Annotated in this window: 17 protein-coding genes; 6 read left to right on the top strand and 11 right to left on the bottom strand. The window is 74.5% G+C overall.

The window, feature by feature from the left end:
- Positions 1-59 precede the first annotated feature (59 nt).
- Genes ACI79G_RS04845 through ACI79G_RS04835 form a run of 3 tightly spaced genes read right to left on the bottom strand, consistent with a single transcriptional unit; the run spans position 60 to position 2,937 of the window.
- A complete protein-coding gene (locus ACI79G_RS04845; RefSeq protein WP_456880014.1) occupies positions 60-1,856 on the bottom strand; it encodes a fumarate reductase/succinate dehydrogenase flavoprotein subunit in 1,797 nt (598 codons plus the stop codon).
- Positions 1,856-2,683, bottom strand: coding sequence for a hypothetical protein (locus tag ACI79G_RS04840; RefSeq protein ID WP_456880013.1), 828 nt, complete (start codon positions 2,681-2,683; stop codon positions 1,856-1,858). Before ACI79G_RS04840 ends, ACI79G_RS04845 begins: the two co-directional genes overlap by 1 nt.
- Positions 2,680-2,937 carry a hypothetical protein gene (locus tag ACI79G_RS04835; protein ID WP_091220708.1) on the bottom strand — a complete coding sequence of 86 codons (258 nt, stop codon included), beginning with the start codon at positions 2,935-2,937 and terminating at the stop codon, positions 2,680-2,682. The genes ACI79G_RS04840 and ACI79G_RS04835 overlap by 4 nt, the downstream gene beginning before the upstream one ends.
- Before the next feature lie 122 nt (positions 2,938-3,059).
- Here ACI79G_RS04835 and ACI79G_RS04830 point away from each other — a divergent pair, with 122 nt between their 5' ends.
- From ACI79G_RS04830 to ACI79G_RS04815, 4 genes are all read left to right on the top strand, one after another.
- Positions 3,060-3,788 carry a glutamine amidotransferase gene (locus ACI79G_RS04830; RefSeq protein ID WP_456880012.1) on the top strand — a complete coding sequence of 243 codons (729 nt, stop codon included), beginning with the start codon at positions 3,060-3,062 and terminating at the stop codon, positions 3,786-3,788.
- Between the two features lie 90 nt (positions 3,789-3,878).
- Positions 3,879-5,402 carry an MFS transporter gene (locus ACI79G_RS04825; protein ID WP_456880011.1) on the top strand — a complete coding sequence of 508 codons (1,524 nt, stop codon included), beginning with the start codon at positions 3,879-3,881 and terminating at the stop codon, positions 5,400-5,402.
- Positions 5,399-8,032 carry a Na+/H+ antiporter NhaA gene (gene nhaA / locus ACI79G_RS04820; RefSeq protein ID WP_456880010.1) on the top strand — a complete coding sequence of 878 codons (2,634 nt, stop codon included), beginning with the start codon at positions 5,399-5,401 and terminating at the stop codon, positions 8,030-8,032. The genes ACI79G_RS04825 and nhaA overlap by 4 nt, the downstream gene beginning before the upstream one ends.
- 91 nt (positions 8,033-8,123) lie before the next feature.
- Positions 8,124-8,954: a glycerophosphodiester phosphodiesterase gene (locus ACI79G_RS04815; protein ID WP_456880009.1), complete on the top strand. Its 831-nt coding sequence runs from the start codon at positions 8,124-8,126 to the stop codon at positions 8,952-8,954.
- Positions 8,955-8,961: 7 nt separating this feature from the next.
- Here the strand turns inward: ACI79G_RS04815 and ACI79G_RS04810 are convergent, their stop codons facing one another.
- From ACI79G_RS04810 to ACI79G_RS04795, 4 genes are all read right to left on the bottom strand, one after another.
- Complete coding sequence (locus ACI79G_RS04810) at positions 8,962-9,306, bottom strand: STAS domain-containing protein (protein ID WP_456880008.1); 345 nt, start codon at positions 9,304-9,306, stop codon at positions 8,962-8,964.
- A gap of 170 nt (positions 9,307-9,476) precedes the next feature.
- A complete protein-coding gene (locus tag ACI79G_RS04805; protein WP_456880007.1) occupies positions 9,477-10,514 on the bottom strand; it encodes an acetamidase/formamidase family protein in 1,038 nt (345 codons plus the stop codon).
- A gap of 73 nt (positions 10,515-10,587) precedes the next feature.
- Positions 10,588-12,018 carry an APC family permease gene (locus tag ACI79G_RS04800; protein WP_456880006.1) on the bottom strand — a complete coding sequence of 477 codons (1,431 nt, stop codon included), beginning with the start codon at positions 12,016-12,018 and terminating at the stop codon, positions 10,588-10,590.
- A 78-nt stretch (positions 12,019-12,096) separates the two neighbouring features.
- Positions 12,097-13,146, bottom strand: a complete 1,050-nt coding sequence (locus tag ACI79G_RS04795; protein ID WP_456880005.1) for an ABC transporter substrate-binding protein — start codon at positions 13,144-13,146, stop codon at positions 12,097-12,099.
- 21 nt (positions 13,147-13,167) lie between these two features.
- Between ACI79G_RS04795 and ACI79G_RS04790 the strand changes: the two genes are divergently transcribed.
- The gene (locus ACI79G_RS04790) at positions 13,168-13,620 is read left to right on the top strand and encodes a MarR family winged helix-turn-helix transcriptional regulator (protein ID WP_456880004.1); all 453 of its coding nucleotides are present in this window, start codon (positions 13,168-13,170) and stop codon (positions 13,618-13,620) included.
- 1 nt (position 13,621) lies between these two features.
- Here ACI79G_RS04790 and ACI79G_RS04785 read toward each other — a convergent pair whose 3' ends face one another.
- Entirely contained in the window at positions 13,622-13,930 is a 309-nt protein-coding gene (locus ACI79G_RS04785) for a hypothetical protein (protein ID WP_456880003.1), read from the bottom strand.
- A gap of 76 nt (positions 13,931-14,006) precedes the next feature.
- Positions 14,007-14,591: a hemerythrin domain-containing protein gene (locus tag ACI79G_RS04780; protein ID WP_456880002.1), complete on the bottom strand. Its 585-nt coding sequence runs from the start codon at positions 14,589-14,591 to the stop codon at positions 14,007-14,009.
- A gap of 127 nt (positions 14,592-14,718) precedes the next feature.
- Here ACI79G_RS04780 and ACI79G_RS04775 point away from each other — a divergent pair, with 127 nt between their 5' ends.
- A complete protein-coding gene (locus ACI79G_RS04775) occupies positions 14,719-14,979 on the top strand; it encodes a hypothetical protein (RefSeq protein ID WP_456880001.1) in 261 nt (86 codons plus the stop codon).
- A 27-nt stretch (positions 14,980-15,006) separates the two neighbouring features.
- On the opposite strand, the gene ACI79G_RS04770 is transcribed toward ACI79G_RS04775, so the two are convergent.
- Both ACI79G_RS04770 and ACI79G_RS04765 read right to left on the bottom strand, forming a co-directional pair.
- Positions 15,007-16,194 (bottom strand): acyl-CoA dehydrogenase family protein, encoded by a 1,188-nt coding sequence (locus ACI79G_RS04770; RefSeq protein WP_456880000.1) that lies wholly within the window; start codon positions 16,192-16,194, stop codon positions 15,007-15,009.
- Between the two features lie 10 nt (positions 16,195-16,204).
- The coding region (locus ACI79G_RS04765; RefSeq protein ID WP_456879999.1) for an FHA domain-containing protein at positions 16,205-16,471 on the bottom strand (267 nt) is incomplete at its 5' end.

The raw sequence follows: 16,471 nt of genomic DNA, 5'->3' as shown, positions 1-16,471 counted from the left end.
GGCGCTCGTCGTGCTCGTGCCCGGCGGTGCTGCGTCCCTGCGTGACCTCGCGAGCTCGGTCACGTGCCCTCCTCGAAGACCTCGGCCAGCTCCGGTGGCATCTCCGGCAGCGGTTGCCGGGTCACGGTCAAGGCACCGTCCGGCGTCCGGGTGCAGACCAGGTTGGTGCGTCCCCACTCCGGGTCGGTTGCGGGGAAGTCGTCGCGGGTGTGCCCGCCGCGGCTCTCCTCGCGGGCCAGCGCCGCGCGGGCGATGCACTCGCTGACCGCCAGCAGGTGCGGCAGGTCCAGCGCCAGGTGCCAGCCGGGGTTGTACTGCCGGTGCCCCTCCACCGACAGCGCCGCCACCCGCTCGCGCAGGACGGCGATCCGCTCGAGCGCCCGCTCCATCTCCGGGGCGGTGCGGATGATGCCGACCAGGTCGTGCATCGTCTGCTGCAGCTCGGACTGCACGGCGTAGGGGTTCTCCCCGCCTTCCCGCTCGAACGGCGCCAGGGCCGCCCGCGCGGCCTCGACCAGCGCCTCCTCGCGCAGCGCCACCACGCCGGCCCGCTTGGCCGCGTGCTCGGCGGCGGCGACACCGGCGCGCCGGCCGAAGACGAGCAGGTCCGACAGAGAGTTGCCGCCCAACCGGTTGGAGCCGTGCATGCCGCCGGCGACCTCGCCCGCCGCGAACAGCCCCGGCACGGACGCCGCGGCGGTGTCCGGGTCGACCTCGACACCGCCCATCACGTAGTGGCAGGTGGGCCCGACCTCCATCGGCTCGGCCGTGATGTCGACGTCCGCCAGCTCCTTGAACTGGTGGTACATCGAGGGCAGCCGCCGGCGGACGTACTCGGCCGGCCGGCGCGACGCGATGTCGAGGAACACCCCGCCGTGCGGCGAGCCCCGGCCGGCCTTGACCTCGCTGTTGATGGCCCGGGCGACCTCGTCGCGGGGCAGCAGCTCGGGCGGGCGCCGGTTGTTCTTCTTGTCGTCGTACCAGCGGTCGGCCTCGTCCTCGGTCTCCGCCGTCTCCTTGCGGAAGAAGTCGGGGATGTAGTCGAACATGAACCGGTTGCCGGCGGAGTTCCGCAGGACGCCGCCGTCGCCCCGCACGCTCTCGGTCACCAGGATCCCGCGCACCGACGGCGGCCACACCATGCCGGTGGGGTGGAACTGGACGAACTCCATGTTGACCAGTCCCGCGCCGGCCGCCAGTGCCAGGGAGTGCCCGTCGCCGGTGTACTCCCACGAGTTCGAGGTGACCTTGTAGGCCTTGCCGATCCCGCCGGTGGCCAGCACGACCGACGGGGCCTCCCAGGCGAGGAAGCGCCCCGACTCGCGCCAGTAGCCGAACGCGCCCGTGACGCCGTCGGCGTCGGTGAGCAGCCGGGTGACCGTGCACTCCATGTAGACGTCCACGCCGAGTGCCACGGTGCGCTGCTGCAGGGTGCGGATCAGCTCCAGGCCGGTGCGGTCACCGACGTGCGCGAGGCGGGCGTAGCGGTGGCCGCCGAAGTCGCGCTGGCTGATCAGCCCGTCGGGGGTGCGGTCGAACAGCGCGCCCCAGTCCTCGAGCTCGCGCACCCGGTCGGGCGCCTCCTGCGCGTGCAGCTGGGCCATCCGCCAGTGGTTGAGCATCTTCCCGCCGCGCATGGTGTCCCGGAAGTGCACCCGCCAGCTGTCCTCCGGATAGGCGTTGGCCATCGCCGCGGCGATCCCGCCCTCGGCCATGACGGTGTGCGCCTTGCCGAGCAGGGACTTGCAGACGACGGCCGTGCGCGCCCCCGCCTCGTGCGCGGCGATCGCGGCCCGCAGACCGGCGCCGCCGGCTCCGACGACCACGACGTCGTAGGCGTGCCGTTCCAGCTCCATCAGAAGAACCTCGGGTCGGAGATCGTGCCGGTGGCCAACAGGAACACGTACAGGTCGGCGAACGCGACACCGAACAACGAGATCCAGGCGTACTGCATGTGCCGGGCGTTCAGCCGGGAGACCAGCGTCCAGGCGCGGTAGCGCAGCGGGTGCCGGGAGAAGGAGTTGATCCGGCCGCCCACGGCGTGCCGGCAGGAGTGGCAGGACAGCGAGTACAGCCACAGCAGGGCCGCGTTGGCGAGGAGCACCAGGGTGCCCAGGCCCATGTGCCCCCACGCGCCGGTCTCGTCGCGGAAGGCGAGGACGGCGTCGTAGGTGAGGACGACGTTGAACAGCAGCCCCAGGTAGAAGAAGTACCGGTGCAGGTTCTGGCCCAGCAGCGGCAGCCGCGTCTCGCCGGTGTAGCGCCGGTGCGGCTCGGCCACCGCGCAGGCCGGCGGGGACAGCCAGAACGACCGGTAGTAGGCCTTCCGGTAGTAGTAGCAGGTCAGCCGGAAGCCCAGCGGCACGACGAGGATGTAGATCGCCGGCGAGATCCAGGCCGGCCCGGTGAAGAGCTCCGGGAACGTGTTGCCCTCGCAGCCGGTGGTGATGCAGGGCGAGTAGAACGGCGAGATGTAGGGCTCGGAGAAGTAGTACGCGTTCTGGAACGCGCGGAACGTCGAGTAGACGACGAAGGCCACCAGCGCCAGCACGGTGAGCAGCGGCTGCAGCCACCACCGGTCGGTGCGCAGGGTGCGCGCCGCGATGGCCGCGCGCCGCGGGGCCGGTCCTCCGCCGCGTCCCGGGGAGGCCGCCCCGGCCCCGCGCGGCGCAGTCGTCGTCACCGGAGGCTGCGGCCGGATCCGGCGACCCCGTCGTCGTAGCCGTCGTCCCACATGACGGCCGACGAGCCCGGGACGTCCGGGGCCGAGCGCGACGCGCCGCACAGGAGGGCGAGGTCGTCGCGCAGCCGGGCGACGTCGATCCTCAGCCGGCGCGCGTCCACCGTGTCCCCGAAGTACCGGGTGAGCGGGCTGCACGCCGCCTCGAGTTCGTCGACGGCCCGGCGGGCCGCCGCCACGTCCTGCTCCAGGGACATCGCTGCCTCCAGGTGCCGGTCACACCCCCCGCCGGGGACGGTGCAGCGAAGTCGACCACGGACGCGCGGCCGGCGGAAGGACTTCGGCGGCGGGCGCCCTGGGCGGCCTAGCATCGGCGCCCGTGCGGCCCTTCCTCCTGCTGGCCTCGCGGCCCGAGGACGAGGCCGCGGACGACGAGTACGCCGCCTTCCTCCGCGCCACCGGCCTGGAGGAGCACCAGCTGCGGCGGATCCGGCTGGAGGCGGGGCCGCTGCCGCCGCTGGACCTCGACGACTACGCCGGGGTGTTCCTCGGCGGCGGGCCGTTCAACTCCAGCGACCCGGCCGAGGACAAGTCCGCCGTCCAGCAGCGGGTCGAGGCGGAGCTGTCGGGGCTGCTCGACGAGGTCGTCGCCCGCGACCTCCCCTTCCTCGGCGCCTGCTACGGCGTCGGCACCCTCGGCGTCCACCAGGGCGGGGTGGTCGACCGCACCCACGGCGAGCCGGTCTCCTGCGTGCCGGTGACGCTGACCGACGCCGGGCGGGCCGATCCGCTGCTCGCCGGGGTGCCGGACGTCTTCGACGCGCTGGTGGGGCACAAGGAGGCCTGCCGGGTGCTGCCGCCCTCGGCAGTGCTCCTGGCGACCTCGGCCGGATGCCCGGTGCAGATGTTCCGGGTCGGCCGCAACGTCTACGCCACCCAGTTCCACCCCGAGCTCGACGTCGCCGGCGTCGTCACCCGGGTGCGGGTCTACCAGCACGCGGGCTACTTCCCGCCCGCGGAGATGGAGGAGCTCATCACCCGGGTCAGCCAGGCGGTGGTCACCGAGCCGAGCCGGCTGCTGGCCAACTTCGTCGCCCGGTACGCCTGAGCAAGGACCTCCTGCCCCCACCACTCGCGCGCTCGCGGTGGCACCCTGCAGGAGGCCGCCTGGGGGCAGGCAGAGGTGGTGGGAGGTGCCATGGGTCGAGCGGCGGTGGCCCCGGACGGCGGCCTGCGCATGGGCACGCCGCGGGCCCGGTGGGTGCTGCTCACCACGGTGCTGGGCTCGGGTCTGGCATTCCTCGACGCGACCGTGGTCAACGTGGCACTCGAGCGGATCGGCACCGACCTCGACGCCGGCTTCTCCGGCCTGCAGTGGACGGTCAACGCCTACACCCTCACCCTGGCCTCGCTGATCCTCATGGGCGGCTCGCTCGGCGACCGGTTCGGCCGTCGGCGGGTGTTCGTCGTCGGGGTCGTATGGTTCGCGGGCGCCTCCTTGCTCTGCGGCCTGGCACCCGACGTGCGGACCCTCATCGCGGCACGGGCCCTGCAGGGTGTGGGAGGAGCGCTCCTGACCCCCGGCAGCCTGGCGATCATCTCGGCGTCCTTCCACGGCAGCGACCGCGCCGCGGCGGTCGGTGCGTGGTCGGGGCTGGGCGGGGTCGCGGGAGCGATCGGGCCGTTCCTCGGCGGCTGGCTGGTGGAGTGGAGCTGGCGGGCGGTCTTCCTCGTCAACCTGCCGCTGGCCGTGGTGATCGTCGCCGTCGCCGCCCGGCACGTGCCCGAGTCGCGGGACCCGGAGGCCGCGCAGCGGCTGGACTGGACCGGGACGGGGCTGGTCGCCGTGGGCCTGGGCTGCCTCACCTACGCGCTGACCGCGGCGGGGGAGCCCGGGGGTGGCGCGGCGTACCTGGCCTGGGGCGCGGCGGGGGTGGTCGCCCTCGTCGCCTTCGCGCTCGCGCAGCGCCGCTCCACCCACCCGCTGGTGCCGCCGGCGCTCTTCCGGGACCCCCAGTTCAGCGCGGCCAACGCCGTGACGCTGCTGGTCTACGCGGCCCTGGGGGTGTTGTTCGTCCTGCTCGTGCTCCAGCTGCAAGTCGTCTCGGGCTTCTCCCCGCTGCTCGCCGGCACCGCCCTGCTGCCGGTCACCGTGCTCATGCTGGTGTTCTCGGCCCGCGTCGGGGCCATGGCCCAGCGGATCGGTCCGCGCCCGCTGCTGATCGCCGGTCCGCTCGTCGCCGCCGCGGGGGTGCTGCTCATGCTGCGCATCGGACCCGATGCCTCCTACATCGCCGACGTGCTGCCTGCGGCGGTCCTCTTCGGCGCCGGGTTGACCCTGCTCGTGGCGCCCCTGACCGCGACGGTGCTGGACTCCGCCGCCGACCGCTACGCCGGCGTCGCCTCGGGCGTGAACAACGCCGTCGCCCGGGCCGCTGGGCTGCTCGCGGTCGCCGTGGTGCCCGTCGCGGCAGGGATCACCGGCGACGCGTACACCGACCCCAAGGCTCTCGGCGCCGGCTTCCGGACGGCGATGCTGATCTGCGCCGGGCTGCTGGTCGCCGGAGCGCTCGTGGCCGCCGTCCTCGTCCGCCGTCCGCTGGGCGTCGGGCGACCTGGGCCGGCCCGCATCCCCCTGGAGGAGTGCGTGCACTGCGGCGTCACCGGGCCCCAGCTGTACCCGCAGGAGCCGGCCACGACGGCGGGGGAGGCGCCGCGGTGAGCACGAGCGCCGTCCAGCAGTCCACGTCCGGCGGTCGGGGCCTGCTCGCCCGGGTCGCCCCGCTGCGGCAGCGGCTGCGCACCGAGGCCGGGGGCGCCGGGCTGCTGCTGGCCGCCACCGTGGTCGCGCTGCTGTGGGCCAACTCGCCGTGGGGCGGGAGCTACGACGCCTTCTGGCACACCGAGGTCGCCGTCCGGTTCGCCGGTGCCGAGCTCGCCCTGGACCTGCAGCACTGGGTCAACGACGGCCTGATGGTGTTCTTCTTCTTCGTCGTCGGGCTGGAGATCAAGCGCGAGCTCGTCATGGGGGAGCTCACCGACCGGCGCCGGGCCGCCGTGCCCGCACTGGCCGCGCTCACCGGACTGGCGGTGCCGGCACTCGTCTACGTGGCGTTCACCCGCGGCGGCGAGGCGGCCTCGGCGTGGGGCGTGGTGATCTCCACCGACACCGCGTTCCTGCTCGGCGTGCTGGCGCTGGTCGGCCCGGCCTGCCCCGCGCAGCTGCGGCTCTTCCTGCTGACCCTGGCCATAGCCGACGACGTCGGTGCGCTGACCGTGATCGCGCTCTTCTACACCGAGGACCTCGCCGTCGGCCCGCTCGTCCTGGCGCTGCTCGGGCTGGCGCTCATGGTCGGCCTGCGCTACCTGAACGTCTGGCGCGGGCCGGCCTACCTGGTGCTCGGCGTCGCGGTCTGGGTCGCCATGTACCTCTCCGGCGTGCACCCCACCCTCGCCGGGGTGGTGATCGCGCTGTTCACGCCGGCCTACCCGGCGCGCCGGGAGGAGGTGGAGGACGCCGCCCGGCGGGCACGGGCCTACCAGCAGTCGCCCAACCCGGAGTTCGCCCGCGCCGCCCGGCTCTCGATCGACCGGTCGGTGTCGGCCAGCGAGCGGCTGCAGCAGCTCTGGCAGCCGTGGACCAGTTTCGTCATCGTCCCGGTGTTCGCCCTTGCCAACGCCGGCGTCCCGCTGACCGGCGAGACGCTGCGCACCGCGGCCACCTCGCCGGTCACCCTGGGCGTCGTCGCCGGGCTGGTGCTGGGCAAGCTCGTCGGCATCCTGCTCGGCACCGGTCTGGCGGTCCGGCTGCGTCTGGGCGAGCTGGCCCCGGGGCTGACCTGGCTGCAGCTGGCCGGCGGTGCCGCGCTGTCGGGCATCGGCTTCACCATCTCGCTGTTCATCGTCGACCTCGCCTTCGACGACGACGAGGCGCTGGCCGACCAGGCGCGGGTCGGCGTCCTGGTCGCCTCGGTGCTGGCCGCGCTGCTCGGCTGGGCGTTGTTCCGGGTGGCCGACCGCCGCCGTTCCCCCGGTGCCGGCACCCGCCCGGTGCTGCTCGACCCGCCGGTGGACCTCGCCCGCGACCACGTCCGCGGGCCGGTCGACGCGCCGCTCACCCTCGTCGAGTACGGGGACTTCGAGTGCCCGTTCTGCGGCCGCGCCACCGGGACGGTCGAAGAGCTGCGCGAGCGCTTCGGCGACCGGCTGCGCTACGTCTTCCGGCACGTGCCGCTGGTCGACGTCCACCCGCACGCCCGGCTGGCCGCCGAGGCCGCCGAGGCCGCGGGCGCGCAGGGGCGGTTCTGGGAGATGCACGACCGGCTGTTCGCCGGCCAGGACCGGCTCACCGCGGCCGACCTGCTGGAGCACGCCGCGGCGGCCGGGCTGGACGTGCCGCGCTTCGCCCGCGACCTGGGGTCGAGCCGGTTCGCCCGCCGGGTCGAGGAGGACGTCGAGTCGGCCGAGGCCAGCGGCGTCGGCGGCACCCCGACGTTCTTCGTCAACGGGCGCCGGCACACCGGGCCGTTCGACACCGACTCCCTGACCGCCGCGCTGCTCGCCGCCGCGGGGGAGGAGGAGCTGCCGCCGGCCGGCGACGACGGACTGGCCGGGCTGGTGCTGCCGGCGCTCGGCCAGCGGCGCGGCCAGCCGCGCCCGGCGGCGGACGAGGCGCCCGCGGACGTGCCGGCCGACCTGCCCGAGACCCCCGACCGGGACGGCGCCTACGCGCGGCTGACCGACGAGCAGGTCGCGCTGGTCGAGCGCTCCGCCACCCGGCTGCACTGCGCGCCGGGGGACACCCTCTTCCGCGAGGGCGACGCCGGGTACGCCTTCCACGTCGTCGTCTCGGGGACCGTCGCCATCGTGGAGGACCTCGGCCGGGCGCACCAGCGCGTCATCTCGGTGCACGGGCCGCACCGCTTCCTCGGCGAGCTCGACCTGTTCAGCGGCCAGCCGGTGTCGTTGACCGCGCTGGTGCTGCAGTCGGCCGAGGTGCTGCGCGTCGAGCGCGAGCAGCTGCGGGCCGTCTTCACCGCCGACCCGGCGTTCAAGGAGATGGTGCTGCGGGCCTTCCTGCTGCGCCGCTCCATGCTGCTCGAGCTCGCCGCCGACCTGCGCATCGTCGGCCGGGGCCGGTCACCGGACAGCCTGCGGCTGCAGGAGCTGGCGCGCAGCCACCGGCTGGCGGCCGGCTTCGTCGACCTGGACGCCGGCGGCGACGGCGCGGCGGTGCTCGCCGAGCTGGGGGTCACCGAGGACGACCTGCCCGTGGTGGTGTGGCGGCACGGTGGCGTGCTGCGCAACCCGAGCGACGACGAGGTCCTCGCAGCAGTCGAGTCAGGGGCCTGAGCGGCGTCCCTCCCAGGTCTTCACGGGTGGGTCACCGACACGGCAGGTGGCCGTCGTCCTCCGGTCGCGGGCGACGGCGAGCGTCCGAGCCATGCGCGTCATCGGCCATCGCGGCACTCCCACCGGCCCCCGGCACACCGAGAACACCCTCCCCGCGGTGGTGGCCGCCCTGGAGGCCGGCGCCGACGGGGTGGAGGTCGACGTACGCACGACCGCCGACGGGGTCCTCGTCCTCGCCCACGACCCCGACCTCGGGCGGGTGCTGGGCACCGGCGTCGGCACCGGTCCGGTCGTCGCGGAGACCCACTCCGCCGCGCTGCGCGCCCTCCGGTTGCCCGGCGGCGCCCACGTCCCGACCCTCGACGAGGTCCTCGACCTCGCCGCCGACTCCCGCGCGCTCGTCGTCGCCGAGGTCAAGGCCGGCCTCGGCACCCGGCGCGCCCGGACCGCCGTGCTGCTCGCGGACCACCTCCACGGGCGGAGGCGGCGGCGACCGGGGGCCGACCGGGTCGTTCCGTCCTCCTTCGACACGGTCAGCGCCCGGGCCCTCGCCGGGTGCGGCACCGTCGGCGGGGCGGTCATCCTCGAACCGTGGCAGGACCCCCGCCGGATGGCCGGGTGGGCGCGGCGCTGCGGGCTCACCGAGCTGCACCTGTCCGTCGAGCACGTCCGCCGCGACCCGGGCGTGGTCGCCGACCTGCACACGACGGGCCTGGCGGTCGCCGCGGGCATCGTGGACAACCCCGAGGAGTCCGCCCGGCTGGCCCGGCTGGGCGTGGACCTGCTGTGCACCGACGCCGTCGCCCGGGTCGGTCGCCGGCGCCGAGCCGTCGTCCCCGCCCGGACCGCGTCGGTCGGCCGGGCCGTGCGGCGCGAGGCGGCCGGCGACGAGGTCCTCGCCGCGGTCGAGGTGAGGGCCTGAGTTCCCCTCAGGCGGGGACGCGCTCGTCCTCCAGCAGGTGACGGTCGAGACGCAGCCGGCTCAGCACCCGCTGCAGCTCCGGTGAGGCGCCGTACAGCGTCAGCCGCCGGTCGTGCCGCAGCAGGCGGCGGTAGGACGCGCCGATGGCGCGCAGCCCGGTGTGGTCGGTCACGGTGACCGCGGCGACGTCGAGCACCCACCGCCGCTGCTCGGTCAGCAGCAGTCCGGACACCGCTGTGTGCAGCGCGCGGACGGTCCGGGAGTCCAGCCGGCCGGTCACCGTCAGGCGACCGGCGGCGACGTCGACGTCGACGAGGAGGGCTCCGGGCGAGGGGAGCGGCGGGAGGGACAAGCGATCACCTCGGGAGGCGCACACGAGGCGACGGGGACCGGCGACCGCGCTGCGTGACGACGACGGGCCGGCGTCTGGACCCGCGGACAGCGTATCGGAACGATGTCGTCTCGACAACGGATCCTCGACCGGGTGCACCTGCGGGGAGCCCGGGGCTCCCCGCAGGTGTGTCAGCGCTGCGCCAGGTAGGCCGCGGCGGTCTCCCGCAGGCGGTCGTGGACCCCGTCGACCGCGACGGCACCGGGCAGGAACCGCTTGGGCAGCTTCGCCACCATCGTGTAGTTGGTGTCCACGACGTTGCCCGCGGGCGCGAGGCCGGCCTGGCTGACCAGCTGCAGGGCGTCGAGGGTGTCCCAGCCGGTGAGCTCGGCCGCCCAGGTGACCAGGTCGTGCTGGCTGATTCGGAAGGCGTCCTCGAGCGGCCGGACCGAGCCGGTCGACATGAGGTGTTCGTCGGTCTCCAACCGCGGCCATGCCGGCGGTGTCCCACCCGGTGTCCCGCCCTTGACCAGGTCGACGACGACGACCGTGCGCATCGCCGCCTCGACGGCGGTGCCGCACACCTCGCCCTCGCCCTGCCGGCAGTGCCCGTCGCCGATGGAGAGCAGCCCGCCGGGGGCGTTGACGCCGAAGTACAGCGTCGTCCCCGCCCGGGCCTCGGGGGTGTCCATGTTCCCGCCGTGCGCGCCCGGGGTGATGCTGGCGAAGACCTCGCCGCCCGCGGGGGCGACCCCGATCGTGCCGTGCATCGGGTCCAGCGGGAGCTCGACCTCCGGGCCGCCGCGGTGCGGCCGGAACAGGCACGTGCCCCGCTCCCGGTCGACCTCGTAGACCCAGACCCGCTCCTCCAGCGCCTCGTGCAGCATCGCCGTCGAGTGGGTGGTGGTCAGCGCGCCGAAGTGCGGGAACGTCGAGGACACCGCCCAGCCGCGGGCGGGGGCGATCTCCACCAGGTGCACCGCGAGGGTGTCCCCGGGCTCGGCGCCCTCGACCGCGATCGGCCCGGTGACCGGGTTGAGGTAGGGGAACTCGCACACCTGGCTGGGCAGGTCGCCGACCCCGCGCACCCGCCCGCCGAAGCAGTCCTCGGTGGTCAGCTCGACGACGCTGCCCGGGGGGACCGTGACCAGCGGCTCGCCGCCCCCGAAGGTGTAGCGCAGCTGGTCGGCCGCCGGCGCCACGGTCACGACCTCCAGTGAGGCCGTCATCGCTCCTCCTCGCCGGCGCTCGTCTGCCCGGTGCCGGGCCGTGCTGTGCTGATCGGTGACCTCGCGAGCTCGGTCACAGACCCTGCTCCGCCCGGATCTCCGGCTTGCGGCCGGTGGCCACGAGCACGCCCATCAGGACCAGGCCGACCACCAGCCACACGAAGCCGAGCTCCTGCGCGGCGACCTGCGCGTTGTAGACGACGTAGGCGAGGATCGCGAACCCGGTGACCGGGACCGCGAGGTGCAGCCACCAGTTCCGGCTCCTCTGCCGGAACACGAAGTGGACGACGACCGAGACGTGCAGCAGCAGGAACGCCGACAGGGCGCCGAAGTTGACCAGCGTCGAGAGCAGGGTGATGCCGTCCTCGCGCGACTCCATGTAGAGGCCGAGCACCAGGGAGACGGCGGCCACGAGGAACGTGGCGTTGACCGGGACCCGGCGGGTCGGGTGCACCTTGCGCAGGAAGCCGGGCAGCTGGCGGTCGCGGGCCATGGCGAACAGCAGGCGGGAGGTGGCCGCCTGGGCGACCAGCGAGTTGGCGAAGCCCCAGGCGACCGCCGTGGCGACCGCGGTGAGCGTCGACAGCCAGGCCCCGCCGGCCACCGCGGCGGCGTCGTAGAACGCCGTCCCGGCGGCGTCGCCCTCCGCGATGAGGGTGTCGGGGTCGGGCACCAGCAGCGCGGCGACCCAGGTCTGGACGATGAACAGCGTCCCGGCCAGGGCCAGCGCGGCGATCATCGCCTTGCCGATCGAGCGCGCGGAGTCGCGGTTCTCCTCGGCCAGCGTGGAGATGCCGTCGAAGCCGAGGAAGCTCAGCACCGCGATCGACACCGCGCCGAAGACCAGCTCCAGCGAGAACGTGTCGCTGTTGTAGATGGGTGAGAAGTCGAAGCCGCGGCCCTCGCCGGAGGCCAGTGCGACGACCCCGATCACGAGGAAGACCGCCAGCACGACCAGCTCGGCGACGAGCATGACCTTGTTGACGCGGGCGGTGAACTCGATGCCGAAGTAGTTGACGACGGTGTTGAGGACGACGAAGGCGACCAGCCACACCCACACCGGGACGGTCGCCAGGATCGAGTTCATCGCGATCGCGGCGATGAGGTAGAGCAGCGCGGGGACCAGCACGTAGTCGAGCAGGATCATCCAGCCGGCGATGAAGCCGACCGGCTGGGCGATGCCGCGACCGGCGTAGGTGTAGACCGAGCCGGCCATCGGGAAGGCCCGCGACATCTGCGAGTAGGACGCCGCGGTGAACGCCATGGCGAGCCCGCCGATGGCGTAGGCGAGGGCGACCATGCCGCCCGAGCCCTGGAAGACGCTGCCGAAGATGCCGAACGGCGCGATCGGCACCATGAAGATCAAGCCGTAGACCAGCAGGTCGGTGAAGCTCAGCGAGCGCTTGAGCTCCTGGCGGTAGCCGAAGGCCTCGACGCTCCGGTCGCCGGTCGCGCCGGCCGGGCCGCCTGTCGTGTTCGTCGCGGTGGTGCTGGGGTCGCTCACGCCCACTCCTCTCCTCCGGCTCCGGGCCGGGCGGGGAGAGAGTAGGCGGGGTTGTTTCCAGATGGAAGCAGTGCCCCCTCAGCCGGGGCGCACCGCGCGGAAGGCCAGCCCGTCGGCGAGCGCCAGGCGGGGGGCGGCGGGGGCCGGGCGCGGCGCCGCGCCGTCCTCGGCGAGCGCGACGGCCAGGCGGACCCCGTCGTAGACACCGCGGGCGTAGGCGCAGACCACCGGCGCGGTCGGCCCGGCCCGCCGCGCGTGCCGCTCCTGCAGCGCGAGCTGCCCCTCGTCGTCCGCCGCGTCGACCGTGCCGTCGGCCGCGGCGAAGGAGGGCATGCAGGCGTACAGCTCGCCGGTGGAGTCGCCGCCGGCGGCGTAGAGGCCGTTCTCCTCCAGGGCGCCGGACAGCCGGACCACCCGGCGGTCGAGGCCCGCGCGGGCGAACTCGCGGTTGAAGGTCACCAGGTCGCGACCGACGAGGCTGAGCAGGACGGCGTCGGCGCGGGTGCGGCGCACCAGGTCGAGCAGCGCACCGGGGTCGTCGACGCCCAGGGGGACCAGGGCCTGGCCCACGACGTCGGCGCCGAGGCCGCCCAGCACCCCCGCCGCGGCGCGGTGCACGGCCCGGGGCCAGACGTAGTCGTTGCCGACGAGCGCCCACCGCCGGGCCCGGCGGTGCCGGACCAGCCAGCCGAGTGCGGCGGTGTGCTGCGCGCGGGGGGAAGAACCGATCCGCACCACGCCGGGCAGGCGCCGTCCGCCCTCGTGGGGTGGCGTGAAGACGTAGCGGACCCGGCCGGCGAGCGCCGCCTCGACCGCGCGGTGCACGGCGCTGGTGTGGAAGCCGACGAGCACGTCGAAGGCGCCCGCGTCGTGCAGCGTGGCGGCTTCCGCCGCCACCGCCTGCGGCGCTCGCCCGGAGTCGACGGTGACCAGCTCCACGGCGCGGCCGCGCACGCCGCCGGCGGTGTTGGCCTCGTCCGCCGCGAGGCCGGCGAGGTCCAGCGCGGAGGGGGCCGTGAGGGCGAGGGGGCCGGTCAGCGGCACGGCCAGCCCGACGCGCACGACGTCCGGACGGCGGGGGAGGAGGGCGGCCTCCCAGGCGTCGAGCAGGACCGTCGGCTCGGGCACCGTCTGAGTATGGTGCGGCCCATGGGTGTCGAGCCGCCGGCCACCTCCCCGGTGACGGCGCCGCCCGGTGCCTCCCTCGTGGAGCTGCTGACGGTCACCCAGCGGCGGGTGGCCCGCGGCGTCTCCGCGGTGCTCGCCGAGGACGGCGCCACGCTCGACGCCTACCGGGTGCTGCGGTGCCTCGCCGCCGGGCCGGGCCGGTCGATGACCGAGCTGGGTGCCGCGCTGTCGCTGCCCGCCCCGACGCTCACCCGGCTGGTCGACGGGCTGGTCGACGCCGCCGAGGCCTACCGGCTGCCCGACCCCGGCGACGGTCGTCGGGTCCGGGTGCACCTGTCCACGCGCGGACGCACCCGGCTGGTCCGCCTGGAGGGCCTGGTGCAGGCGCACGAGGCCGCGCTGTCGAGCGCCTGGGGCCCGGAGCGGGTCGACGCGCTGACGCGTGCGCTGGCCGCCCTCGAGGACGGCGACTGACTCAGTCGGTGGCCGGCGGCAGCAGCCGCGGCATGAACACCTCGTCGATCGGGCGCGGACCGACGTACTGGCGGCAGGTGCACGGCACCCACTGGTGCCCGGACCAGCGGCCCCGCTTGTCGTAGGTGTCGCGCCGCAGCTCGGCGTAGCAGGTGTTGGTCTCGGTGTCGTGCTGGCTGAGCGTGTGGCCGCACCCGCACAGCGGCGCGGGCGGCGCCGGCGGGGGAGTGGGCCGCTGGCGGCTCAGCCGGCCGCCGAGGAAACCGGCCGCGAGCAGCGCCGCACCGACCAGCAGGCTGACAGGTTCCACCGACGTGCTCCTCTGCGCTCGCGACCCCTCGACGGTAGCGCGCGCGAGGAGCCGCCGGTGGCCTCGGCCGGTGCGCTCAGCCCTCGCGCTTGCCCCGGCCGCTGACCGCGTCGCGCAGGTGGTCGAGGAGGCTGGCCAGCGGCCCGGCGACCGCGCGGACGGCGCCCTCGTTCGGCGTCATCGGGTGCGGCCGGGTGGGCGCCATGGCCTTGACCCGCTCGACGTCCTGCGCCATCTCCACCAGCTGCTCGCGGGTGAACGCCGCCCGCAGCTCGGTGAACATCCGGCCCTCCTCGTGCTCGACGTGGTGCCGGATCTCGCGGATGAGCGTGGCCACCTCGGTGTCGAACTGCGGGTCGCCGGGGTCCATCCGCTCGAGCCGCTTCATGGTCTCCTCGGCCTCGGCGTGCTCGTGCTTGGAGTGCTCGGCCTCCTCGCGGTCGACCTGCTGTTCGACCTTCGGGTAGACGCGGGTCTCCTCGGCGACGGAGTGCTTGACGAGGCCGATGGTCACCTCGTCGACCAGTTCGCGCTTGCGGCGCAGGACGTCGGGGTCGCTCTGCCCGAACAGGCCTTCGAGCTCGGTGAAGATGCGGTCGAACTCGCGGTGGTCGGCGCTGAGCAGGTCCACCACGTCGCGCTGGCTGTCGGTCTGGGTCACGGCTCGCTCCTCGGGGCTGGGGGATCCCTGCTGGGTTCCCCTCGGTCGCGGCGGACACACTCCCTGCCGCGTCCGGCGTGACCTGTTCGTGTTGTTTTGCCAGTGTGAGGCAGGGCACAACTCGGTCGTGCAGTCCTATGCAGTGGGGTTCGCCCGGCCGGACCGCTGGTCCCCGGGGCGGCCGACCGAGCAGAGCAGGCCGTGGCACGCCGTCGAGGCCCACCGGCCGCCGACCGAGCTGGACGGTGAGGTGGAGCTCGCCGTCTGCGGGGCGATCGTGCAGGTGTGGGGTGCGCAGGACTGGCGGCGCGTCGGCGTCGGCCGGACGGCGTGCCTGGAGTGCCGTGAGCTGACGTCGGTGGTCCGGCCGCTCAGCCGGGTGGGCTGAGCGGCCGCACGCTCCCGCCCGTCCCGGTCAGCGGCGCTCGGGCCGCCGTCCGCTGATCGCCGAGAGCCCGGTGATCTCCCGGCCCACGATGAGCGCCTGCACCGAGTCGGTGCCCTCGAACGTGAAGACGGCCTCCATGTCGGCGTGGTGGCGGGCCACGTGGTGGTCGATGAGGATCCCGTCGCCGCCGAGGATGTCGCGGGCGTCGGCCACGATGGCCCGGGCCTTGGCGGCGTGGTTCATCTTGGCCAGCGACGCCATGGCCGCGGTCATCCGGCCGGTGTCGGCCAGTTTGGACAGCCGCCAGCACATCAGCTGCATCGCGGTGATCTCGGCGAGCATCCGGGCCAGCTTGTCCTGCACCAGCTGGTAGCCGGCGATCGGCTGGCCGAACTGCTCCCGGCGCAGCGCGTGCGCCAGCGCCAGCTCGTAGGAGGCGGTGGCCAGCCCGAGCGCCCGCCAGGCGACGGTGTAGCGGGTGCGGTCGAGCACCTTCGAGACGTCCTTGAAGCTGTGGCAGTTGGCCAGCCTGTTCTCCGCGGGCACCCGGACGTCGGTCAGCGTGATCTCGGCCTGCCAGACCGCGCGCAGCGCCGTCTTGCCGGTCATCACGCGGGCCTCGTAGCCCGGCGTCCCCTTGTCGACGACGTAGCCGCCGACCGCGCCGTCCTCGCCGCGCGCCCAGATGAGCACGTGGTCGGCGATGCTGCCGTTGCCGATCCACTTCTTCTGCCCGTTGAGCACGTAGGAGTCGCCGTCGCGGCGGGCGGAGGTCTCCAGGCCGACGGCGTCCGAGCCGTGCGCGGGCTCGGTGAGACCGAAGGCGCCGACCTTCTCCAGCCGGGCCATCGGTGGGAGGAAGCGCTCCCGCTGCTCCTCGTCGCCGAGCATGGCGATCGACTGCATGGCCAGGAAGCTGTGCACGCCGTTGAAGGTGCCGATGCTGCCGTCGGCCCGGGCGAGCTCCGCGGCCACCAGCCCGGCGGAGACGTTGCTCATCCCGGGGCAGCCGTAGCCCTCGATGGTGCCGCCGGCGATGCCGAGCTCGGCGAGCTTGGGCACCAGCTCGAAGGGGAACTCGGCGCGCTCCCAGTACTCGTTGATCCGCGGGATGACCTCCTTCTCGCCGAAGGCGCGCACGCGGTCGCGGATCTCGATCTCCTCCGGCTCGAGGAGCTCCTCCAGGTCGTAGAAGTCCGGGCTCGACTCGCTCATGTGACCGACGCTACGACCGGCCCGGCTCGTCCGCCCGGTCGCGGTGCACGCCGGTGGTCCGCGCACCCCCCCCCCCCCGCCCCCGACGGCGTGCCCGCCGCGGGGGGGGGGCGGGGCGTGCGGGCGCGGGGGCGCGCTCGCGCCGGCCGACCACCACGAACTCGGTGGCCCCGAGACGGACGACGTCCCCGTGCTCGAGGACCACGCGCCCGGTGACCCGGTTGCCGTTGACGAACGTCCCGTTGCGGCTGTCGAGATCGACGAGGGACAGGGCCAC

Source organism: Geodermatophilus sp. SYSU D00779 (assembly GCF_054050595.1).
Note: the sequence above shows the minus strand (reverse complement) of the source record. Positions and strands in the feature narration are given on the sequence as shown.